The sequence below is a fragment of the Armatimonadota bacterium genome (assembly GCA_018268395.1).
Taxonomy (GTDB): Bacteria; Armatimonadota; Fimbriimonadia; order Fimbriimonadales; family Fimbriimonadaceae; genus JAEURO01.
This window is the reverse complement of sequence record JAFDWQ010000001.1, coordinates 279,854-302,201: the sequence shown is the minus strand read 5'-3', so window position 1 is coordinate 302,201 and position 22,348 is coordinate 279,854. Positions and strand designations below refer to the sequence as shown.

At 64.2% G+C, this 22,348-nt stretch carries 18 protein-coding genes; 10 read left to right on the top strand and 8 right to left on the bottom strand.

Translation table 11 applies throughout. The annotated features are described in order from the left end of the window. Positions 1 to 92: 92 nt before the first annotated feature. From JST30_01290 to JST30_01270, 5 genes are all read left to right on the top strand, one after another. Positions 93 to 1,655 (top strand): hypothetical protein, encoded by a 1,563-nt coding sequence (locus tag JST30_01290; GenBank protein ID MBS1712950.1) that lies wholly within the window; start codon positions 93 to 95, stop codon positions 1,653 to 1,655. Between the two features lie 67 nt (positions 1,656 to 1,722). Next, positions 1,723 to 4,158: an extracellular solute-binding protein gene (locus JST30_01285; protein MBS1712949.1), complete on the top strand. Its 2,436-nt coding sequence runs from the start codon at positions 1,723 to 1,725 to the stop codon at positions 4,156 to 4,158. Further along, positions 4,155 to 5,888, top strand: coding sequence for a carbohydrate ABC transporter permease (locus JST30_01280; GenBank protein MBS1712948.1), 1,734 nt, complete (start codon positions 4,155 to 4,157; stop codon positions 5,886 to 5,888). Before JST30_01285 ends, JST30_01280 begins: the two co-directional genes overlap by 4 nt. Before the next feature lie 88 nt (positions 5,889 to 5,976). Then, complete coding sequence (locus JST30_01275) at positions 5,977 to 6,555, top strand: YdeI/OmpD-associated family protein (GenBank protein MBS1712947.1); 579 nt, start codon at positions 5,977 to 5,979, stop codon at positions 6,553 to 6,555. A gap of 140 nt (positions 6,556 to 6,695) precedes the next feature. Beyond that, a complete protein-coding gene (locus JST30_01270; GenBank protein ID MBS1712946.1) occupies positions 6,696 to 7,319 on the top strand; it encodes a helix-turn-helix transcriptional regulator in 624 nt (207 codons plus the stop codon). A gap of 131 nt (positions 7,320 to 7,450) precedes the next feature. Here the strand turns inward: JST30_01270 and ndk are convergent, their stop codons facing one another. Beyond that, positions 7,451 to 8,020, bottom strand: a complete 570-nt coding sequence (ndk, locus tag JST30_01265) for a nucleoside-diphosphate kinase (GenBank protein ID MBS1712945.1) — start codon at positions 8,018 to 8,020, stop codon at positions 7,451 to 7,453. Here ndk and JST30_01260 point away from each other — a divergent pair. From JST30_01260 to JST30_01245, 4 genes are read left to right on the top strand one after another with little or no spacing between them, the layout of a single operon-like run. Continuing rightward, positions 8,019 to 8,936 (top strand): ABC transporter ATP-binding protein, encoded by a 918-nt coding sequence (locus JST30_01260; GenBank protein ID MBS1712944.1) that lies wholly within the window; start codon positions 8,019 to 8,021, stop codon positions 8,934 to 8,936. The two genes, ndk and JST30_01260, sit on opposite strands and share 2 nt — an antisense overlap. After that, a complete protein-coding gene (locus tag JST30_01255; protein ID MBS1712943.1) occupies positions 8,929 to 9,891 on the top strand; it encodes an ABC transporter permease subunit in 963 nt (320 codons plus the stop codon). The genes JST30_01260 and JST30_01255 overlap by 8 nt, the downstream gene beginning before the upstream one ends. After that, a complete protein-coding gene (locus JST30_01250; protein ID MBS1712942.1) occupies positions 9,888 to 10,805 on the top strand; it encodes an ABC transporter ATP-binding protein in 918 nt (305 codons plus the stop codon). Before JST30_01255 ends, JST30_01250 begins: the two co-directional genes overlap by 4 nt. Next, the gene (locus JST30_01245) at positions 10,802 to 11,572 is read left to right on the top strand and encodes an ABC transporter permease (GenBank protein MBS1712941.1); all 771 of its coding nucleotides are present in this window, start codon (positions 10,802 to 10,804) and stop codon (positions 11,570 to 11,572) included. The genes JST30_01250 and JST30_01245 overlap by 4 nt, the downstream gene beginning before the upstream one ends. Here the strand turns inward: JST30_01245 and JST30_01240 are convergent. The 3 genes from JST30_01240 to JST30_01230 are packed head-to-tail and all read right to left on the bottom strand — an operon-like array spanning position 11,569 to position 16,458. Further along, the gene (locus tag JST30_01240; protein MBS1712940.1) at positions 11,569 to 12,132 is read right to left on the bottom strand and encodes a hypothetical protein; all 564 of its coding nucleotides are present in this window, start codon (positions 12,130 to 12,132) and stop codon (positions 11,569 to 11,571) included. The two genes, JST30_01245 and JST30_01240, sit on opposite strands and share 4 nt — an antisense overlap. Beyond that, on the bottom strand, positions 12,114 to 13,454 hold the full coding sequence (locus JST30_01235; GenBank protein ID MBS1712939.1) for a DNA polymerase: 1,341 nt from the start codon (positions 13,452 to 13,454) through the stop codon (positions 12,114 to 12,116). The genes JST30_01240 and JST30_01235 overlap by 19 nt, the downstream gene beginning before the upstream one ends. A gap of 16 nt (positions 13,455 to 13,470) precedes the next feature. Further along, the gene (locus JST30_01230) at positions 13,471 to 16,458 is read right to left on the bottom strand and encodes a hypothetical protein (GenBank protein ID MBS1712938.1); all 2,988 of its coding nucleotides are present in this window, start codon (positions 16,456 to 16,458) and stop codon (positions 13,471 to 13,473) included. Between the two features lie 217 nt (positions 16,459 to 16,675). On the opposite strand from JST30_01230, the gene JST30_01225 reads away from it, so the two are divergent. Continuing rightward, positions 16,676 to 18,640, top strand: a complete 1,965-nt coding sequence (locus JST30_01225; GenBank protein ID MBS1712937.1) for a tetratricopeptide repeat protein — start codon at positions 16,676 to 16,678, stop codon at positions 18,638 to 18,640. Here the strand turns inward: JST30_01225 and JST30_01220 are convergent. From JST30_01220 to JST30_01205, 4 genes are all read right to left on the bottom strand, one after another. Continuing rightward, positions 18,637 to 19,911 carry a 3-deoxy-D-manno-octulosonic acid transferase gene (locus JST30_01220; protein ID MBS1712936.1) on the bottom strand — a complete coding sequence of 425 codons (1,275 nt, stop codon included), beginning with the start codon at positions 19,909 to 19,911 and terminating at the stop codon, positions 18,637 to 18,639. The genes JST30_01225 and JST30_01220 overlap by 4 nt on opposite strands. Before the next feature lie 4 nt (positions 19,912 to 19,915). Further along, complete coding sequence (locus tag JST30_01215; GenBank protein MBS1712935.1) at positions 19,916 to 20,803, bottom strand: phosphoribosylaminoimidazolesuccinocarboxamide synthase; 888 nt, start codon at positions 20,801 to 20,803, stop codon at positions 19,916 to 19,918. Between the two features lie 12 nt (positions 20,804 to 20,815). Continuing rightward, a complete protein-coding gene (locus tag JST30_01210; protein MBS1712934.1) occupies positions 20,816 to 21,328 on the bottom strand; it encodes a hypothetical protein in 513 nt (170 codons plus the stop codon). Between the two features lie 119 nt (positions 21,329 to 21,447). Beyond that, positions 21,448 to 22,344: an alpha/beta fold hydrolase gene (locus JST30_01205; GenBank protein ID MBS1712933.1), complete on the bottom strand. Its 897-nt coding sequence runs from the start codon at positions 22,342 to 22,344 to the stop codon at positions 21,448 to 21,450. Positions 22,345 to 22,348 lie beyond the last annotated feature (4 nt).

Genomic DNA, 22,348 nt, shown 5'->3' with positions numbered 1-22,348 from the left:
GAATCCTTAAAGCTGTCCAATAATCGGTCGTCGCCTGCTTAGCGGTGCGTTTGCGCAGCCCCTCGTACACTGACTTCGTCAAGGACTTTCTTATGGACTTCAAAGCCTTTCGCACTCGCGCCGGCATCGGCCTGGCCGGAGCCGCTCTTGCCGTTTGCCTCTTGGCCGTCTCAGCGCGCCAAGCGCGGTCCCAGGTCGAAGGCAGTCTGCCCGCGTTCGTCCGGATCCAGTCGACGACGCCTGGACAGCAACAGACGGGCCACGCCAACATCTCCGGAACTCTCTTGGCGGGCCGGGTCACGGTGTCGACATCGGGCGTGGCCGCCGTGCAGGGAGTCACTTCGGCTACGAACGGGATCGGAATCACGGGCTACGCTTCGTCGCCTTCTGGCACGACGTACGGTGTCTTCGGCTATACGGCGTCGCAATCCGGTACGGGAGTCACGGGACAATCCGTCATGCCCAACGGAGACGGCGTTCGCGGCGAAAGCCTCTCCAGCGCCGGTGACGGGGTCGGAGGGACGTTCCAGTCGAACGGCGACGAAGGGACGGGTGTCTACGGCGCGAACATGTCCACCACGGGCCTGACCATCGGTGGTTCGTTCCGTAGTTACAGCACTTTCGGGACGGGCGTCCAAGGGCTTGCGAGCGCGACGAGCGGCACGACGTTCGGAGGTCTGTTCACGTCCAACAGCAATAGTGGTCGGGGCGTCCAAGGCATGGCGACGGCCTCCAGCGGAGCGACGTACGGCGTCTACGGGACGTCGACGAGCCCGAACGGAGTCGGCGTGTTCGGCACTTCGGTCGACAACGTCGGAGTGCGCGGCAACGCGACGGCCGCGACCGGCGCGAACTACGGCGGCTACTTCCAGACGAGTTCGAGCGCAGGGTACGGCGTCTTCGCTTTCGCGTCCTCGACTTCGGGCAATCCGGCCGCCGGGTACTTCCGCACCGACAGTCCGTCGGGCTATGCCGCTTATGCGCTCCAGAACGCGGCGAGCGGGTCGAACCGGGGTGTTTTGAGCAAGGCCCTTTCGCCCGAGGGGATCGCGGTCCAAGGTTGGGCCTCGTCGACTTCGGGCGAGAACTTCGGCGTGATCGGCCAGGCCGACAGCACGTCCGGTTGGGGCGTCTATTGTCTGGGCGACTTTGCATCGACCGGTATCAAGGCGTTCCGGATCGACCATCCCTTGGATCCGACGAACAAGTATCTGACCCACTTTTGCACGGAAGGCGCGGAAGCCTTGAACGCCTACTCGGGCAACGTGCGGACGGACGCCAAAGGCTATGCGACGGTCCGTCTGCCCGACTACTTCGAAGCCGTCAACCGGGACGCCCGGTATCAACTGACCGTCGTCGACGAGGGCGACCGCGACGGATTCGTGTCCGCTAAAGTCGTCCGAAAGATCCGAGGCAACACGTTCGTCGTCCGCTCGAGCGCTCCGGACGTCGAAGTGTCCTGGCGCGTCGAAGCCGTCCGGAACGACCCTTATGCCAGGGCTCATGTCAGACCGGACGTCGCGATGAAGCCGGACAACGATCGCGGCACGTACCAGCACCCCGAACTTTATGGCCAACCGCTGTCCAAGGGCTCGGCGTTCAATGCTCAAGCGGCCGCCGCTTCGGAATCCAAGGGCCGACAGACCGGTCCTTAACGGCGCACAACGCCGAGGGCTTTGACTCCAAGGCCTTCGGCGTTCTCTCATGCCACAATCGGTCGACATGAGGGCGCGCGCACTGAGGGCCCTGGCCGCCGCGTTGGCTGCCGCCTGCGCGCTGTCCTGTACCCCTCGCACCGAGGGCAGAACCGTCGAACTGGTCGTCTGGGGCGTCAACCTCGGCCCGAACGACAAAGGCCAGAACGACGTTTTCCGGGAGTTCGAACGCCGCAACCCGGGCATCCGCGTGAAGACACTGATGATGGGCTCGGGCGGCATGAGTTCGCAGAAGCTCATGACGGCGATCGTCGGGGGCGCTCCTCCCGACGTGGTCTACCAAGACCGCTTCACGTTGGCAGATTGGGCGAGCCGCGGCGCCTTTCGCGAACTCGACGACCTGATCGAGCGCGACCGGAGGACCGATCCGACGACCCCGACGCGCGAGCAGTACTTCGCCGCGACGTGGGACGAAGCGAGTTTCGGAGGCAAGGTCTACGGTGTGCCTTGGATGGCCGACGACCGGATCTTAGTCTGGAACCGGTCCGTCTTCCAGGAAAGGGCGGCCGCGTTGAAATCGGCCGGCCTCGACCCGGGCAGGGCTCCGAGGACGTGGACGGAGCTGCTGGCTTACAGCCGAGTCCTGACCGAGAAGAACCCTGACGGGACATTGAAACGTGCCGGGTTCATTCCGAGCTTCGGGGACTCGTGGCTGACGATGTACGCGGGCCTGAACGAAGCCCAGACATTGAGCGCAGACGGACGGACGTGCACGCTCGACTCCCCCGAAACGGTCCAGGCCCTGACCTTCATGAAGGAATGCTACGCCGTCCTCGGTGGCATCGAGAACGCCGACCGTTTCCGCTCCACGTTCCGCGGCGAAACGAACGACGCGTTTTTCACGGGCCAGGTCGCGATGAAGATCGACGGCGACTGGGCGTTAGGAGGCATCGCGCGCTATGCGCCGAAGTTGGACTTCGGATCCGCGCCACCGCCCGTCCCGGACGACCGCTTTCACAGGCGCGGACGATTCGCCAGAGTCGCGGACGTCTGGTCGACCTGGGCCGGGGGCTTCGCCTATTGCATCCCACGAGGTGCCCGCCACACCGAGGCGGCCTGGACGTTCGTCAAGTTCGTCACCAGCCTTGAGGGCAGGATCCTCGAAGTCGAGCGCCAAGACGATCTGAACCGTTCGCGCGGGCAAATGACCTTTCCCCGGTTGACAGCCCAGAAAGCGATGAACGAGGCGTCCCTGCGCGACTACCTTCCGAGGGACAAGGACTTGGCCGACGCCGTCCGTCTCCACTTCGCGTTGTTGCCGAACGCCAAAGTGCGCCCGGTGTCCATGGCCGGCAAGGTCATGTGGGACGAACAGAACCGGGCGACGGACGCTGCGCTTCACGGCAGCGCCTCGCCGGAGTCGGCCCTGAAAAAGGCGCGCGAAAACGTCCAGCGGGTGCTGGACGAGCACTTCGGAAAGGACCGGCTTGCCGTCGCCGACCTCCGGATCCCGACGGTCGTCGGGCTCTTCGGTCTCGTGATCGGGGCCGGGTTGTTCGCCGCGTGGTTCCAGAAGAAGAAGCTCGGTCCGTTGCACCGAAAGGAAGCGTTCTGGGGGCTGCTCTTCGTCAGTCCGTGGATCATCGGGTTTCTGGTTTTGACCGCCGGGCCGATGCTGGCGTCCGTCGTATTGGCCTTCACCCAGTACAACGGCCTCCAAGAAGCGCATTGGGTCGGCTGGAAGAACTTTGAGGACGTCGCGGTCCATGACCGTGGGCTTCTCGTCAAGGCGTTTTCGAACGCGTTCTATCTCGCCGGGATCGGCGTTCCGCTCGGGCTCGTGACCGGCCTGTCCCTTGCCCTTCTGTTGAACGTGTCCGTCCGTGGGATCGCCGCGTTCCGGACGTTGTTCATGCTGCCTTCGATCGTCCCGGGAGTCGCGACGGTCGTCCTCTGGGTCTGGATCTTGGCCCCCGATCCAAGGATGGGTCTGGCGAACGGGCTGTGGTCCGTCACGCTCGGCCCGTGGTTCGGGTTGCAGCCTCCGGCATGGACGGCGTCCGAAGAATGGGCGAAACCGGCGCTGATCTTGATGGGTCTCTGGGGAGCCGGAGGCGGGGTGATCGTATGGCTCGCAGGGCTCAAAGGTGTACCGCGCGAACTCTATGAAGCCGCGTCTTTGGACGGCGCGACACCGACAGTGCAGTTCTGGACGGTGACGCTTCCTCAGCTCAGCCCCCTCGTCTTCTTCAATGCGGTGACCGGGTTCATCGGCGCCCTCCAGGTGTTCGACCCGGTCTATGTCGCGACGGGCGGGTACGGCTCTGGCCCGAACGATACGCTCCTGGTCCCGGTCTACCACCTGTTCACGAGTGCCTTCGGTTACTTTCGCCTGGGATACGCCTCGGCCCTTGCGTGGGTCGTGTTCCTCGTCATCCTCGCCGTGACTGCGGTGCAGTTCTGGATCGGTCGCAGGTCGGTCTACTATGAGGTCGGCGAGTGACCCTCGACCTCCTCTTCCTCCTCGCGACGTGCGCCACTTGGGCCGGTGGAGTGCTGCTTCTCGCAGCGACGGCCAAAGCGGTCACATGGGCGGTCGCTCCAAGAGCCGGCCGCGATCCACGGCACCTGCGCGCCTCGATGGTGTCGGCCGCTTCTGGAGCGGTGCTGTGGCTCTGCGGTCTCGGCGCGCCTCCGGTTCCGGGCCGCCCCGCATCCGGCATTCCCGTCCTTCCGATCGTCTGGCCCGTGATGACGTTTCCTTTTTGGATCGGACTGGCTTGTGCTTTGGGTGCTCTCGTCCGTATCGTGCAGGCCATTGGAGCGGTCGGAACGGCAGGACGTACTGCCGGCTGGAAGTCCGTCGTCGGCTGGGTTGTCGGTCTGGCAATGTGCTGGATCTGGGCTCAAGCGCTAGGGATCCGCCCGGAGCTCCTACGGGGAGCGATCCCGCTTCGGCCGGAAGCCGTGATCGCGACCGTCGTGCTCTTCGTCGTCTCTGTCGCCATCGTCCAAGCGACGTCAAGGGCCTTCCGCTCCAGAGGGCTGGGCAAGCAGGTTGCGGTCGTTTTCGCGCTCGTCTGCGGCTCCGTGGTCTTCTCGGTACCGCTCGTCTGGCTCCTGCTGACCAGTTTCAAGGATCAGCAGGACAACGCGGGGGCGAACTTGGTGTGGGTGCCTCAAGTCACACTCCAGCATCCCTTCATCGACCCCGATCGCCCGCTCGTCAAAACCCTTTGGCGCGGGAAGGAGGTCACGGCCGCCGTCGTCGGCCGCAACGGCGGACGGCTGCTCTTGGACATCGAACGGCCCTATCCGTTCCGTGGTTGGAGGATCGAGGCACTGGAGTCGGCGACGCGCCCTGAATCCAGGACGGGAACCGTCGTCACGGCCGAGTTTCAAGGCCGCAAGGTCGAAGCGTTCGTTCGCCGAGAAGAAGCTGGAGGCGGCCGGACGGTCGAGGTCCTTGTACCGGCCGACCTGAAAGGAACGGTCTTCGAAACGACGGCCCAAGTGACCGAGCCCGTCCGACGGCCAGGAGTCCGGTGGCAGAACTACACGGAGGCCCTCGAATGGCTGCCTCCGGACACGGATTCGGGCCTCGCCTACGTCAAGAACTCGCTATGGCTCGTTTTGGCGAGCGTCGTCGGTACCCTCTTGAGTTGCTCCCTGGTGGGCTACGGCATGTCCCGGATCCGCTTTCCGGGCCGCAAAGCCTTGTTCGCGGTGATGATCGCGACCATGATGCTGCCTTCGGCCGTCACGATGTTGCCTCGGTTTTTGATCTGGCGCTCCCTTGGGGCCGTGGACACGCTCGTCCCCGTATGGTTGCCCAGCTTCACGGCCTCGACGTTCTACGTCTTCCTGCTGAGACAGTTCTTCCGGACGTTGCCGTCAGAGTTGGAGGACGCGGCGAAGATGGACGGTTGCGGCCCTCTGCGGACGTACTGGAGGGTGATGTTGCCTCAGGTGAAACCTGCGCTGGCCGTCATCGGGGTCTGGACGTTCATGGGCGTTTGGAACGACTTCATGTCGCCCCTCATCTACGTCTCTTCGTCGGACAAAATGCCCGTCTCCTATGCGCTCCAGTTGTTCAGCGCGGACAAGAGCGGCGACTTCGGTCTCCTGACGGCGTTCGCGACGATGGCGACCGTGCCCGTGCTCCTCGTGTTCGTCTTCGGCCAGAAGTACTTCGTCGACGGTGTCCAATTGAGCGGCCTGGGCGGAAAGTAGGCCCGCAGTCGCCCGTACCGTGCTCTTGGCCACGGTACATGATCCGGCCCGGCCCGGCTCTTCGGCATCCGACAGTAAACTGTACAGGATGGCCCGCGAGAAACCCGATGCAGGACGACCGACGACAAGGTTCTCCGCCGAAGTCCTTCAATGCCGAGAAGGAGCCTGCTTCGAATTGCCCGAGGGTCTCCAGGCCGCACTCGACACTGAGGACGGCCTGCAGATCGAGGGGACGATGGACGCGTTCCCGTTCCGTGCACCCGTCGCCAGGATGGACGGAGGACGTCTCGGCCTGGCCCTGAGCGAAGCCCTGTTGAAGGCGGTCAAGGCCCGACCAGGATCGAACGTGAACGTCGAGGTCACCCGGGTCGGTGACGAGCCGGAGGTCCGCGTGCCGGCGGACTGGGTCGAAGCCCTAGAGGCGGCCCCTGAGGCGCTGGCCCTGTACGAGAAGGTGACCCCTATGGCCCGAAGGGAATGGGTGCGATGGGTCGCCTCGGCCAAGCTGGGCGAGACCCGGGAGCGACGTATCGAGGTCGGCATCGACAAGCTTTCCAAGGGCATGCGTAGACCGTGCTGCTTCCCCGGGATCAACTTCGTGACGAAGGGTCTGGTCGAGGCCGAAGAGACTTGGGTCGCCCTTCCCGGCGCCAAGTCCCGCGACTGACCTGGAGTCCGGCCGGTCGACGGGTCGCAGCGTCCGCCCGCAAATCCGTCAGGAAACGGGAAATAAGGGTAGACATTCCCGCACGATGTCGGGAACAATGCCGACATGCCGGACGATCGTTCGGCAAAAAAGGGAGAAACATGAATAGCATCCTTTTGAACGACTGCCTCTCGACGCTTTCGGTCCGCGAATCAGCGGTCGTCCGGCTCGCGACCTTAGGGCTCAAAGACTCCTCGATCTGCAGGCGCCTCCAAATCTCGCAAGGCACTTTGGGGACGCACTGGAGCCGGGTGCGCAGGAAGACGGGCCTGATCAACCGGGCCCAGGTCGCGGCCGCCTGTGCGACGCGCGGGTGTGCCGGGTCGGTGCTGTCGACCGCAATGCTCGTCGCTGAGAAGGCCACGGAGTACGAGAGCGGCGCGGGAGAGGCGTTGGCCCAGGACGTGTTCGACGCCTTGCCCGTCGGTGCCCTGGTGGCCCTGCCGGACGGCACCGTCGTGGCCCGCAACGCGACGTCCGTGCGGACCTTCCAAGCGGTGGTCGACCTAGGGTCGAGCCTTGTCGACCGCATCGAAAAGGGAGATGCGGACGCGTTCGCCTCTGCGCTCCGTTTAGCGGTCAGTTCGAGCGAGGGGCTTCGGTTCCGTGCGTCGATGATCGTGCCGAGCGGGGAGGTCCGGTGTCGATGGTTGGTGAAGCGGCTCAGCACTGACTCGCCGCTGCTCCTTGTCCTGGCCAGCTCGGACGAGGATTGGGAGCACTAAGCTCGGTTTGGAGGTTCGGATCGGACTGGAAATCCGGGAGTGCGGCATCAGCGATCGACGAGATCCAATCTGACCCGGACGAACCCGTACCTCCGAACCGCCCCGAACCTCCGAACGAACCGAACTCGCTCTTAGACGGTGCCTTCAGGGAACCAGAGGCCGAGTTCCCTCGCTGCGGCTTCGGGATCGCTCGAACTGTGGGTGAGGTTGTCGTCGATCGTCAGGGCAAAGTCGCCCCGGACGGTTCCGGGGGCCGCTTCGATCGGGTTCGTGGCGCCCATCATCGCACGGATCGCCTTGACGGCGTTGACGCCGGTGACGGCCATACAGACGATCGGGCCGCTGGTGAGGTAGTCGCACACGTCGTTGAAGAACGGCCGCTCGCTGTGCTCGGAATAGTGCTCTTCGACCGTGTTGCGGTCAGCGTTGACGAGCTTGAGCCCGGAGACGACGAGGCCACGGGCCTCGACCCGGCGGGTGATCTCGCCGATAAGGTTGCGTTTCACGCCGCCCGGCTTGATGAGGACTAAAGTCGTTTCGTTCACGGCGGGCGAGGATACCGGGCCGCCGGACCGCACCGGAGCGACCAACTGGGGATTTGGTCCGCATGACAGGCGCCGGAGGCTCTTACGGACACCGAGTCTGTCGGTGGGCTCTGGGGGCGGTCCGGTAACCTGGGGTCGCAGACCGGGACGAACCATGCCAGTAGCCGAAATCCGTGACCTGACCGTCCGCTATGGCTCGTTCGTCGCCCTCAAGGACTTCTCCGTCACGGTGCCCGAAGGATGCGTGGGGCTCCTGGGTCCGAACGGAGCGGGGAAGACCACCCTCATCAAGACCCTCCTCGGGTTCGTCGACCCGGGCGGAGGCGGCGGGACGGTGCTCGGACGGCAGATCGGGAAGCACGACCTTCAGATCCGTCAGGCGGTCGGTTACATGCCGGAACAGGACTGTCATATTCCCGGACTGTCCGCGGTCGAATACGTCGCCTACGCCGGCGAACTCGGCGGACTGCCGTCCAACCAGGCGTTGCGCCGGGCGCACGAAGTCTTGGAATACTGTGGTCTAGGGGACGCCCGCTATCGGCACGTCGAAACCTACTCGACGGGAATGAAACAGAAGATCAAGCTCGCCCAGGCGCTCGTGCACGGCCCGAGGCTCCTCCTGCTCGACGAACCCACCAACGGGTTGGACCCCATCGGACGCGAAGAGACGTTGTCCCTCATCCGATCGATCTCGCACGACAAAGGCGTCAACGTCCTTGTCAGCAGTCATCTGTTGCCGGACGTGGAACGGACTTGCGACGACGTCATCGTGCTGTCGAAGGGCCGCTTGATCGCGCAGGGACGGATCGCAGACTTGAAGCGCGTCGAAGGGCACCCCATGGACGTGTCCCTCCGTTCGCCCAGTGCGACGTTCGCGGAAGAGGCCGCCGCGCTCGGCCTTGAAGCCGTCCGGAACGAAGGCGTCGACTATCGGTTCCGAGGTCCGGGCGGCCCCGAAGACACCGCCGCCCTTCTGTTCCGGGCGGCTCGCGCGTCAGGATCCCAGATCCGGGGCATGGCTCCGGCAGAGCGGTCGTTGGAAGACGCGTTCCTGGAGGCCGTCGATGTCTGAGCCCATCGCGGACCTCAGCTACCGCGATTACTCCGGCGCCCACTTGGAGGCGCGAGGCCGGTGGCTCGTCATCGCCCGGATGGGCTGGAAGACGGCCTTTAAGAAGCGCGCGTATTGGGTCTTCACGAGTTTGGCCGCTTGGTACTACCTCGTCATGATCGCGTTCCTGTACGTGCTCGAGCAGCTCGGGATCGCGCAAAAGATGCCAGGCATCTCGGAACAAGTCTTCAACCGTCTGGTGTGGAAGGACCAGTTCTTGACCGGATTCACGTACTCTCAGTTGATCTGGCTCACCTTAGGGTTGATGGTCGGGGTCGGAGCGGTCGCGAACGACAACGGGACGAACGCGCTTCTCGTCTATCTCAGCAAGCCGTGCCGTAAGATCGACTATCTGATCGGCAAGTGGACCGGAGTTTTCGTCCCCTTGGCCGTCGGAATGGCGGTGCCGACCGCGTTCTTCTTCCTCTACGGACTCTTGAATTTCCGGGAGTATCGGTTCATCGAGCAAGACCCTGCACTCGGGTTCCGGCTGATCGGTATGGTCCTCGGTGCGGCCGCGTTCCAGGCGAGTTTGATCCTTGGGATCAGCTCGTTGTTCAACAAGGGCCGGATGGCGGGTGCAGCCTATGCCGCCGCGTTTTTCCTGCTGACCTTTTTTTCGTTCCTGATGTTCATCGCTTGGGCCGTGAGCCAAGGTGGCCGTCGTCACAAGCCGAACGAGTTCCTTGGGGCGACGGCCGAGCGCCTGTACTACCTGTCCATCGACGGTCTTCAAATCGGCTGGGCAAAGGTCGTCCTTGGGACCGACGGGTCCCAACCGTTCGGGGCAGGAGGGAACATGCCCCAGATGGCGGCGCCGCCAGCGGCTTTGGTCGTCGTGCCGATGGTCTTGATCGCCGTCGGAGGCATCGCCCTTGCATGGAAGCGCATCCGTGCCGTGGAGGTCGTCAAGTGATCGTTTTCGAAGCGGCAAGCCGTTGGTACGGCCAAGTGATCGGCGTGAACGACGTCACGTGCGAAATCGGGCCCGGCGTGACCGCCCTCCTCGGTCAGAACGGTGCCGGAAAGAGCACCATGCTGAAGCTCGTCACGGGCCAATTGAGGCCGACGACCGGCACAGTCAGGGTCTTTGGGATGGACCCCTTCGCGAACCCCGACGTCTACCGAAAGCTCGGCTACTGCCCGGACATCGACAGCTTTCCCGAGCATCTGACGGGCCGTCAGTTCGTGCACCGGATGGCGCGGCTCGCCGGGTACTCGGAGAACGAAGCCCAAGAGCGGACGGGCCGTGCCGTCGAACTGGTCGGCATGGAGGACCGGGCCGATCGGCGGCTTAAGGGCTTCAGCAAAGGCATGCGGCAACGCATCAAGCTGGCCCAGGCCGTCGTCCATGATCCTGACGTCCTTCTCCTCGACGAACCTCTGAACGGTCTCGACCCCGTCGGACGGCGGCAGTTCATGGACGTTCTCCACAAGCTCGCGGAGAGCGGAAAGTCTGTCGTCGTCTCGTCGCACGTCTTGTTCGAAGTCGAGCAGATGACACGATCGATCCTGCTTCTGCACCGAGGTCGGCTTCTGGCAAGCGGGGACCTTGGCGCCATTCGGGCCTACATCGACCGTCATCCCCATCGGATCCGTATCGAGACCTCGGAACCGAGGATCCTCGCCGCTTATCTGATCAGCCTTCCGTTCGTCGTCAGCGCACAGATCGGCGCGGACGGAGGCTCCCTTGAAGTGCAGACGCGCCAGCCTGACGCGTTCTACGAGACGTTGCCGAAGCTCGTGCTGGAAGAAAACGTCCCGATCTCCGGCCTTTACAGCCCTGACAACAATCTGGAAGCGGTCTTCCAGTACCTGGTGACCTCATGACGGGCTACGTCTTTTCAACGACTTTGCGGGACTTGGTGCGCCCGCAACGCGTCGCGGCCTGGGTAGGGGTCGTCGCCATGGTCTTCCTCATCGGGAAGGTGTGGTCGGTTTTGGCGGCCGACCTCACGCCGGAGGACTCCTTCGGGCGGGTCGAGCAAGCCGTCGTCGTACGGGTGATCGCCCTGGCCGCCGCGGTGTTCGGCACGATGGTCCTTAGTCATGAGGTCGAGCAGAAGACGATCGTCTATCTGATCACACGGCCGGTCCCGCGGAACCTGCTTCTCTTGGGCCGGATGCTTGCGGCTTCACTCGTCAGCTTTGGGATCGGACTGGCCAGCCTCGTCGCGGCAGGTCTCGCCGTCCTCGGGCCGGGGTTCGTGACCGCTCCGGGGATCTTCGCGGACGTGGCCGTCCTTGCGGTCGGAGTCCTGGCCTACACCGGGTTCTTCGTGTTCTTGAGCCTTGTCGTCGCCCGGTCGCTCATCCTGTCCCTTCTGTTCGCGTTCGGTTGGGAGACGTTCGTCCCGAACATGCCGGGAGACATGTACTACATGTCGATCCTGACCTATCTGCGGTCGGCGGCGCCGCACGCCGTGGTCGCTGGGGGGCCGAGTCTCGGAGACGTCATCACAGGGGCGCTTGCGCCGAAATCGGTGCCCGAACCGATGGCGTGGACGGTGCTCACCGTCATCGTGGCCGGGCTGTGGGGGCTCTGTTCGTGGTGGGCAGGGCGGTTCGAATATTCGCCCCGCGAAGACGCGGCCTAAGGGTCGACGAGGTACCAATAACCGGTCCCGTCTTTCGTCAGTAGCTGCAGGTTCCGGCCCGACTTTAAAGGAACCGGGGACACAGCGGTCGTTTCGAGGCTTGGTCCGTGTGGAGTGTCGATCTCGATCACGGACCCTTCGTCACGGCGAACGGCCCGGATCCGCACGGCGCCTGCCGAACGCACACGGTCATCGTCCAAGACGAAGTCGGCCTTTGTCCGCTCGGACTCGCGACGTGCTTCTTCGACGAGCGGGGCCAACGGTCGGCGATGGTCCAGGACATACGTCGATCTTAACGATGGTTCGAGGGCCGCGCCGGCGCCGACGGTCGATAGTGCGGCCGCTAGGCCGACTATGAAAACGCCGATCGGAACCTGTCGCCGAACGAACGTCCCGACGAAGCCCGTGACGATAACGGCCATGAGGCCGGGAAAGATCAGAAGGCCGACGAACAAGTGGGCCGTCCCTTGCGACCGCCATTGGCATACGGTGAAAACGGTGGCAGTCACGAAGAGGACGACGCCGACCGGCCACGGCGCGGTTAGCTTTCGGGTGAACATGGATCCTCGTTCGGGGGAGGGTATTCGGACTTCGATCTGGGGTTGCCTCGGAACGTGTCCGGCCACTCGTTGTCGCCTTTCCCTTCGCTGAACAGCCACGTCTTGTTGAACGCGATCTTTTCGTCAGCCTTGTCCTTCACCTTTTCCAGGGACGCTAAGAACACAGAGTTTTTCCCGAACTTCTGATTGAGCCGGTCGACGGCTTGACTGAGGCGAGCCCGCCCGACGGTGTCGTCGAAGAGGCTCGGCGTCACGAGTTCGGGCTCCAACAGACCCGAAAAGACCACGCCGACGCTCAAGGGGTCGTGAAAGTCACGGCCCTCCCAAAGCTCCAGGAGGCGCTCGGTGACGGTCACGCTGTCTTGGGTCGGGGGAAGTTCGCAGTGCGCGTGCCAACTCGATTTCCCGCTCACGAACACGCCCATCGCTGTCGCCCACAGCCCCTTCGACCTCAATCGGGCGGCCGCCTTGTGGGCCAACCGTAGCAAGACCTCCCGGCACCCAAGGTCGTTCCGCAACGACGGAGGAAGGACGTGCGAGTGGGAGAGTGTCTTGCCTTCTTCGATGTCGAGTCCGGCGTCGTGTCCGCGGAGCATCGCCCACCACCTTTCGCCGTGGTAGCCGCCGAAGGCGGTCCGAAGCTCGCGCTCAGAACGTGATATCAAGTCGGCGGTCGAGAAGATCCCGTGCGCGTTCAGACGTGCCTTCATGCGCACGTTGATCCCTGGAAAGTCGGTCAACTTCAGAGTGCACAGACTGCCTGGAAGGTCTTCGGCTTGGAGGACGACGAGCCCGTCCGGCTTTTGCATCTCGGTCGCGACCTTTGCGAGAAACGAGTTCGGCGCCACACCGATACTGCACGACATGTTCTCTGCGACGTCTTCGCGGATCGCCTTCTTGATCTTGAGGGCGAGCTCCCGGGCCATCGCGGGCTGGCGCTCAGCTCCCAAGAGCTTGCACCGCATCTCGTCGATGCTACAGACCTTGTCGACGGGCAACACGCTTTCGACGATGTCGATGATGCGGCGGTGGTAGTGGACGTAAAGCGGTGGCCGACCCAAGACGAGTTCGATCTCGGGGCACATCCGTTTTGCGTCCTTGACCCTTGTTCCCGTTTTGACGCCGAACTTCTTCGCTTCATAGCTCGCCGCGATCACGAACGTCGTATCGGCCATCAGGGGGACGACCGCCGTGGGCCGACCCCGGAGTTCAGGACGCTCCGCTTGCTCGACGCTCGCAAAATAGGAATTCAGGTCCAGGAAGAGGACGCTGAGCGGCCGGGACGCCGGGGCCTCGTGCTGCACGACAGAAGAAGCAGACACGTGTCTATTATAGCCGTCAACCCGGAACGACGACGGCCGACGGCGTCCGTTCGGCTTCGGCGACCATCGCTAGAAGGGTCTCGTCGTCGGCCAACGCTCCTCGCTGGAGGGCCGCTTCCCAGGCCAGGGCGCCCGAAGAAGCGACGGCCCGTTCCCGCTCGGATTCGAAACAAGCCTTGACGACAGGGAACATCTGCATGCCGTAACGACGGCACGATTCGAGAGCGCGTCCCCAAAAGGCGGCCGCGAGCAACGGCTGACCGATCGCCGCGAAAACAAGTCCGCTCACCGACAACGGCGTCTGACCGAGCCGGATCCCGTTCGAGACGAACAGGTCCAATGACCGGACCAACCCTCCCAGTGCGGACCCGCTCCGTCCGGCGCGATAGTCCAAGAAAGCTCGGTAGTAGAGAGCGTGAGCGACTTGTTGGGGATAGCCGAGTCCCTCCCGGATGGCCAAAGCTCGGTCCATATGGGCCGCCGCTTCGTCGTACAGGCCTGGCCCCAAGGCCGAGCCATAGGCGACGAGCGCGTCCGAGACCAACGACCCGTCCCCCGTCTCCTCGGCGTGCCGGAGTGCGGCAAGCAGAGTCGCCCTGGCCGCTTCCTCGTCGCCTGAATCGAACTCGAGCCAACCAAGATTGATCTCGCAATCGGCCAGTCCGGCCGTGTCGCCCGCATCATCGAGCATTGTGCGGGCCGACTCCAAATGCGCACGTGCCTCCTCGAACCGCCCAAGAAGCGAGCCAGGGATCGCGGTTTCGATCCGGGCCACGGCCCGGAGCTTGTCGTCGCCGGATGCGTCCGCGGCTGTCACCGCCTCCAGACTGTGCCGATAGGTCGCCGCAATGTCCCGCATGCCGTAGTTCGTCTGCGACAGGAGGAGGTGGGCCTCAGCCCTCGTCACGGCATCGATCGCCGGATCCGTGCCCTCCAGGAGCTTCGCGAACGATTCGGACCAGACGTGCGACCGACCACGACGACGGATCAGTTCCTTGAGGGACTGCGCCAAAGACCACCCGCGTCCGGCTTCGATGCGGCCCGACGCGGCGGCGGCCAAGGCCTCTAACACGTTGGCGAGATCGGCCTCCACGCGCTGCGTCCATGCGGCGGGGTCGCTGACCGACGTCGGGTCTTGAGCGAGGTCCTCGCAGTACCTGAAATGGGCTTCGACGGCCTCAAGGAGGGCGTCCGGCCGCTCGGACAACTTCTGAAAGGTGTAATCGCGGACGGTCTCGAGGGCCTCGAAACGAAGTTCCGCCTCCGTCTCGGTCCAACCCAAGAGTCCGTGCGAGACCAGTTCCTTCAAGACGACGTCGGATCCATTGCCGACGATCGACCGTCCAAGCTCCCCGTTGAAGCCCCCTCGACACACGCTCAGCCGTTCGAAACCGTCCTTGACGCCGGGAGCGAGCCGCTCATGGTTCCAAGCGACGACGGCCCGGAGGCTCTGGTGGCGTTCGGGAACCGTCCCTCCTGCCGCACCTAGGTCAAGGCTACGTCCCAAGGAACCGAGAAGTTGGGCGGGACTTTGCGTCGCCAAGTGTGTGGCCGCGATCGCGATCGCCAGGGGCACGCCCTCGAGCCGGTGGCACAGCTCGTAGACGCTCCGGGCCGTGACAGGGGTGACGCAGAACCCGGGTCGGACGGCTTGGGCGCGGTCGACGAGCATCTTGACGCTCGGGTTCTCGCGGAGGGCTTCGAGGTTCCGGGGATCGGTAGGAAGGGCGACCGGTCGGATCGGCCAGACCCGCTCGTTGCGGCACCCCACCGGCAAACGGGACGTGGCAAGGATCCGAAGCTGCGGCAAGCGTTCGAGAAACCCGTCGATCACCTGTCGGGCCGCGGGCAGCAACTGCTCGACGTTGTCGAAAAGGACGATGGCAGGTCCTGGCCCAATGGCCCTTGCGACATCGTCGATCGGATCCGGGCCCATGGGCCGTGCCTTTCCGACGACGTCCAAGACCGCTTCCGGGATCTGTAGGGCCGACTGTAGGGCGACCATCGGCACGTTCCAGCACCGGCCGGGATAGTTCGTCGCGAGTTCGGCGAGGGTCTGTTCGGCCAGGGCCGTCTTCCCTAGACCTCCCATGCCGACGAGGGTCACGGAGCGGAACGCGCCGCCGGGCTTGAGCCAGCCGGTCAGCTCCTCGGAGGCCTCGTCCCGGCCGAACAGGCGACCGGTCGCCGGGCGTGACGCGCCGGACCCGCCCTTCGTGCTCCGCGCAGGTGGACGATCGGCCGAGGGCAACGACTCGAGGATCTGGACGGCCGCCGTCGAAGGCGGTTCTCCCCATTCACCGTCCATCATCTTCTCCAAAGCTTCGAACTGGCGGAAGACGGCGCTCGTCCGGCCCTCGGCCGCATACGCCTTCATGAGGGCGACGTGGCACTCTTCCCTCAAAGGGCATACCGTGACCGCTTTCCGGCCCGTCGCGACCGCCTGTTCGGTCAGGTCTTCGGCGATCAACCGTTCGCACAGCTTTTCGGCGAACGTGACGAAGAGCTCTTCGAGGTCCAGCAATTGAGGGACGACCCATTCTTCGTCGAAACCTGGGAGGAACGGCCCTTGGTACAGGTCGAACGCAGCAATGAGTTCGGACGTCGTCACCGAATCCGGCCGACCGATCAGGGCCTCCGCGGAGCGACGGAACTCCGCAGCGTCGACGTGGAACGATCCCTCCCGGCACTCGACCGTGCCCGCCGAGGCGAGGAACAGTCCGTCGACGTCGAAGTCGTCGTGCTTGAGGCTCGTCCGGATCTGCGTCAGAGCGTTGCGGACCGACTGGCGCGCGCGGTCGGGACCGGAGTCCGGCCAAAAGACGCCGGCGAGCACGTCCCGCGGTACGGCTTTGCCAGAGTAATACGCAAGATAGGCCAGCATCCCGGCCGCTTTCCGAGTCGGGAACGCGGCGGAACGTTGGCCCAAGGACACTTTGAACGCCCCCAGAGTCTGAATGCGCCAGCGGTCTTCCCTTATGCCGGTCCGCTCGTGATCGGACACGCTGGAAATATATCACGTTGAACCTGTTTCCTGGTACCGGGAAATCTGCCCGGAAGGGCTTGGTCGGCCGACCGCTCCCCTTTTGTTTCCTCTCGGGGGCCATTGAACTCGGACCGTAGTGACAAGAGCGTCACAACGTTTTTGACGGTCGGGCGGGTCGTACCGGGCGATCCTACGACCGGGATGCCGTGCCACCCTCCGGTACACTCCCCGCCACATGCAGATCGCTGTCCTTCCCTTGAACGCCGGCCCGAACAGTCGGCCCGCCCTCGCCAGGCAACTCTCGAACTTTGCCTGCGAGATCGCGCGGAACGTGACCGGAAAGGAGATCCACGCGGTCAACTACCTGGCTCAGTTCCCGGACGACCAGGGAGTGACCCGTTTCGCCATGGTCAATCCGAGCGAAACGCTGAACGATCCGGAAATGGTCGCCCAATTCTTCCAGCAGGCCCAGATGGAGAAACTCGTCGACGGGCTCGTCGCCGAAAACGAAGGAGGGGGCGGCACGGTGACGGTGCGAGTGTTCCAAAACGGGGCGACCGATCCGGCCACGCAAAGGGACTTCGCGTTCCTGCCAGGCGGAGTGTTCGGTCCGGCCCGTGGTTTCGTCGAGTTCCTGGTGTCGCAATTGGACGCTTCGATGCCGGACTCCCTTCGGGAAGACGAGGACCTTTTCGGCACCAACGATCCGACCGCCTTCGAAGAGTTCATGGTCGGCTTTGACGGTCTTCAGTACATCGAGAAGTCGCAGGGGATGGTCGCGAACGAATTCGACCCTGCTCAAGCCATCGGTTCGTTGAAGTCGGCCTGGGAGAAGGACACGGACTGGGAAGCTCCCTTTATCGCCCTGCTGAACCTGTGCCGCTTGTGCACCCAGCACCGGATCGGTGACGCGCACCTCATCGAAGCGACGCTGAAAGAGATGACCGAGAAGGAGCCGGACGACGCCCGTGCTTGGTTCGCGCTGGGTGACTTTTACGGTTCGGTGGGGAACGCGCAAGGCACGATCGACAACATGGAGAAGGCGATCGTCAAACTCCAGATGCGGGCGGCGAAGCTTCGGAAGGAAGCGGAAGCGGCCAGGACGGCCGGCAACCCGGACGAAGCGGCCGAACTCGAACAGCAAGCGACCGCCGCTGCGAACGACGAAGCCCCGATCTTGGCCCGGCTCGGCATCGCCCAGGTCCAGATGCAGATGCCCGCGAACGCCGAGCGCAACCTGCGACGGGCCGTCGACCTTGAAGGGGACGACAAGCCGAGCCTCGGCCTCCTCTCCCAAGTGTTGTCCCAAACGGGCCGCGCCCACGAAGTGCCCGCGCTCTGGAAGGACATGGTCGACAAGTTTCCCCAGAACCCCCAGTTCCAAGTGAACTACGCGGGTTCCTTGATGCAGGCGGGCCGGGAAGCCGAAGCCATGCGCGTTTTGGACACGGCCGTCGAATCGGTCGAGGACGCGACGATGGTCAAGCGCGTCTACGCCGGGATCCTTGCGCAAAAAGGCGAGCTCGACCGGGCGATGGACTATTTCGAAGACGTCATCGAAGTGGCGCCGGAAGATGTGCAGGTCAAGCTCGAATACGCGCAGACGCTTCAGAACGCGAACAGGTCGTTCGAAGTGCCTCCCGTCCTTCGCGACGTCCTTAATAAGGAGATCGACCCGAACACGAGGGCTCAGACCCAAGCGTGGCTGCTGCGGCTCGAACAGCCGAAGCGGGTCGAAGCGGTCGAAGCCGGTGCGAAGAAGCTCGAAGAGGGCGATCCCCAGGGCGCCCTGCGCGAACTGAAGCCGCTGAAGACCTGGATGTCCGACTTCTGGGAACTGTGGATGCACTTGGCGAACGCCCACAACCAGGTCGGAGAGTACAAAGAAGCCGAAGAGGCGCTCAGCCACTTACTCGGGATGTTCCCCGGGTGTGAACCGGCTTACGCCATGCTGGCGGCGTCGCTCCACGGTCAAGACCGTGACGAAGACGCCTATAACTTCTTACGCAACGGACTGGCCCAGAACACGGGCTCGCTGACTCTGGCCCTGAACTTCGCTCAGGCGTGCATGTGGACCGGCCGCGACGACGAGGGCAAAGCCATCATCGGTCAGATCCGCGAAGCCATGCAGGGCAACGAAGAAGTCATGAAGATCCTCGATTCGATCGAGCGTCAGCAAGACTTCAGCGACATCGTCTAGTCCGTCTTCTTGGCGGCGGCGACGACCGCTTCGGCGTAACGACGGGACGCGCCCAGGTTTTCGGCGACGAGCTCGCGGGCGGCCGCGCCCATCCGGGCGCGACCTTCCGGATCGGCGAACAAGCCGTCCAGCGTGGCGGCCAGTGACGCGGCGTCCGAGACCGTGAGGCTACAGCCCCTTGCGGTCGCCGCTGTTGCGACGTCGCGGAAGTTCTGCATATGGGGGCCATGGACGACGGGCTTACCGTGGGCGAGCGGCTGAAGGATGTTCTGGCCTCCTAGGTCGTCGAAACCGCCACCGATGACGACGGCGTCGGCCACACAGTACACCTGCGCGAGTTCGCCGTACGTGTCCAAGACCATCACTCGAGACCCTGAGCCCGCCAGACTCCTCGACTGAGAGCGCCGGACGGCGCCGCCCGGTAACCCGGCCAATGCGGCGACGATCGCGTCCGTTCGTTCCAAGTGCCTGGGGGCCCACACGACTTGAAGCCCTTCGGTCTTCATGGTCCCGAGCGCTTCGACGACCAACGCCTCCTCCCGTTCGCTCCTCGTCGATCCGACCACCAAAGTCGGTCTCTCAGGATCGAGCCCCAGTTCGCCCCGCCAGACCCCCGGCTGGGCGTCGAGGCCCTCGAGGGCTTGGTCGTACTTACAGTTGCCGAAAACTTCGACGCTTCTTGCACCGAGGGCCGTGATCCTTTCGGCGTCGACAGTGGTCTGCATGAGGCACCGGTCGACCCGGCGGAGCAGGTCGCGGTAGAAGAAACGGAACGTCCGTGCCCGAGGAAAACTCCGGTCGCTGATCCGACCGTTGATCAGAATCGTCGTCGCGCCAAGGTTCTGGGAAGCGTCCAGGAAGTTCATCCAGAGCTCGGTCTCCATGACCGCGACGACGGTCGGGCGGACACGGACGAGGGCTGCCAAGACGAACCGGTAGACATCGATCGGGAAGTACACGAGACGGTCATACGCGTCGGGAAACCCGGTCGCGGTCCGGTGGCCGCTACTCGTCGTCACGCTGAGAACGATCTCGACGTCGGGGCCGACCTGGCGCACTTCGCGCAAGACCGGCAAGGCCGCCATGACCTCACCCACGGAGACAGCATGGATCCAGACCCGCGGACGGCCCTTTTCCAGCTTGAAGGGGTACTCGCCGCTCCGCTGTCTCCAGTCGACGCCCTCCTTTCGACGACGGGCCCGCCACAGCATCCAAGGCACCCACACCAGGGAGCCGAGGGTGAGCAAGATGTTGTAGATCCAAATGACCATGGGCTCAGAGGTCGCGCCCGGTCACGCGCCGGTACGCCTCCAAGTACTTGTCCCTCGTTTTGGAGACCACGTCGTCCGGCAACGTCGGGCCTGGCGGCCGCTTGTCCCAACCGATCGATTCGAGGTAGTCGCGAACGAACTGCTTGTCGAAGCTGGGTTGCGCCCCGCCGGGTTTCCATAGCGAGGCTTCCCAATAGCGCGACGAGTCGGGCGTCAGCGCCTCGTCGATCCAGATCAGCCCTTCGTCGGTCGTTCCAAACTCGAACTTCGTGTCGGCGAGGATGAGGCCGACCGACGCCGCCCGGTCTGCCGCCCTACGGTAGAGCTCCATCGTCCACGACCGGGCTTGCTCGGCGACTCCGGGCGCCTCCCTTGACACGGCTTCGTCGAACGAGATGTTTTCGTCATGCCCTTCCTGTGCCTTCGTCGCGGGCGTAAAAATGGGCTCTGGGAGCCGGGATCCTTCCTGGAGGCCGTCGGGTAGCCGGAGTCCGTGCACGGTCCCGCCTTGACGGACGTACTCTTTGTAGAGCGAGCCCATGAGATATCCCCGCGCGACGCATTCGATCGAGAGCGGTCGGGCCTTCCTCACGACGACAGAGCGACCGGCCAACGATCCGTCCCAGCCCGGCACGCGACGGGCGATGGCCTCGTCGTCGGTCTCTAGAAGATGGTGAGGGCAGACGTCGGACAACGATCTGAACCAGTAATCCGACATCTGCGTGAGGATCCGGCCTTTTTCGGGCACGCCGTTCGCCATGACGACGTCAAAGGCGGAGATCCGGTCGCTCGCCACGATCAAGTAGCTGTCGCCGAGGTCATAAGTGTCCCTCACTTTGCCTCGGTGGACGAGCGGGAGGGAACCGACGGACGACGTCAGCAGGACCGGCACACGCCGATTCTATCAGCCTTTCGCGAAGGGGTAAGCGGCCTTACTGCGCTCGACGACCTCGTCATAGGCTCCGATCTGCGCCCCGATCTCGTCCGGGTTGCGGCCGGCATAGAGAAGGGCGGCACGGATCTCGCATTCGGTCAAGCTGCCGAACGCGCCTTTCATCGCGTCGACGGACCCGGAGCGGCGGTATTCGCGCACGACCTCCCAGACGGAGACGGGCTTACCGTCGATCTTGGCGACGCCGTTCTTGTCCTTGACGATCGTCTGACCTTGAACGGCCTCGTCGAACGCTTCGCGCAAGGTCTGGAGACGGATCGCCACGACGACGGTGTCCGATCCCAAGACTTCGGCGGCTTCTTCGTGAGTCAGTTGGCCGTGTTCCACGGCGAGCAACGTGAGCTCGTCGAACAGGTCGGGCCGATAGGCACGGACCACGTCGAGGAGTTCGTCGATGCGCCCAGCGTCGCTCTTCGCGAGCCTTTCGAGTTGCGGGATCACCCAGTGTCCCAAGGAAGCAGTCATGAGGTTCCGGTACCGGTCAGCGAGAGCGTCCTCGCCGGCCCGGAACGGCGCTGTTCCGGAGTCGGACCGAATGGTACCACCCTGTATGACGGGTCTCGCGCCGGATTTGATCCTGTCGTTTAGGCCTCTTGGACCGGATCGACCAGACCTTGACCTTCTAAAAACGCCACGATCGAGTCGAAGTACTTAGCCGGTTCGTGATACCGCGCTTGTCCGTGACCCTGGCCCTCGAAGTACACGACCTGGGTCTGGGCCTCGGCCGCAGAGACGCAGCGGGAGGCGGATTCCATCGGTACGACCCAGTCGCGGGTGCCGTAGAGGAACAGGACCGGACGCCCGCAGAGCCGGGCGAACACGGGTTCCATGTCCACCTTTTTCGGGTCGATCCCGGCCCACACCCTTCCGACGACCGCGATCGGACCCAGGAACCGGGCGATCTGGGCCACGCCCGTGACGTGCCAGAAGCCGCGCGCGGCCTCGTCCAAGCGGGCATACGGGCCGTCGAAGATCATCGCATCGGCGAGTCCGGGATCGTCCGCCCATGCCCGGGCCGATGCGGCCGCGCCCATGCTGCTCCCGAACACGACGATCTTAGCCTTCGGGTTCTTGGAACGGGCGAACGCCACGGCGGCGCGGACGTCCATCGCCTCGTCGATCCCGAACGTGCACTTGGCCCGGTCGCTCGCTCCGTGGCACCTCAGGTCCACGTAGAGCGCCGAAACCCCCATTTGTCGGAGCCGGAGGCCGTAAGGTACGAGCTCGCAGCGGTTCGCCGCGTAGCCGTGGACGAAGACCGCGACCACGTCCCCGTCCGAAGCCGACCACCAGCCACGGATCCGTAAGCCGTCTTGGGAGTCGAATTCGACCCACTCCTGCGGTTCCCCGAACTGCGAAGGGAACATGTACAACGGGACCCTCGGGGGCCGGACGCTCAAATAGCTCAGCCCGAGCAACAAGAGGAGGTAGAGGAAGGGGAGGGACAGGAGGACGCCGACGACGGTCCACACGGCGCTCATGTGC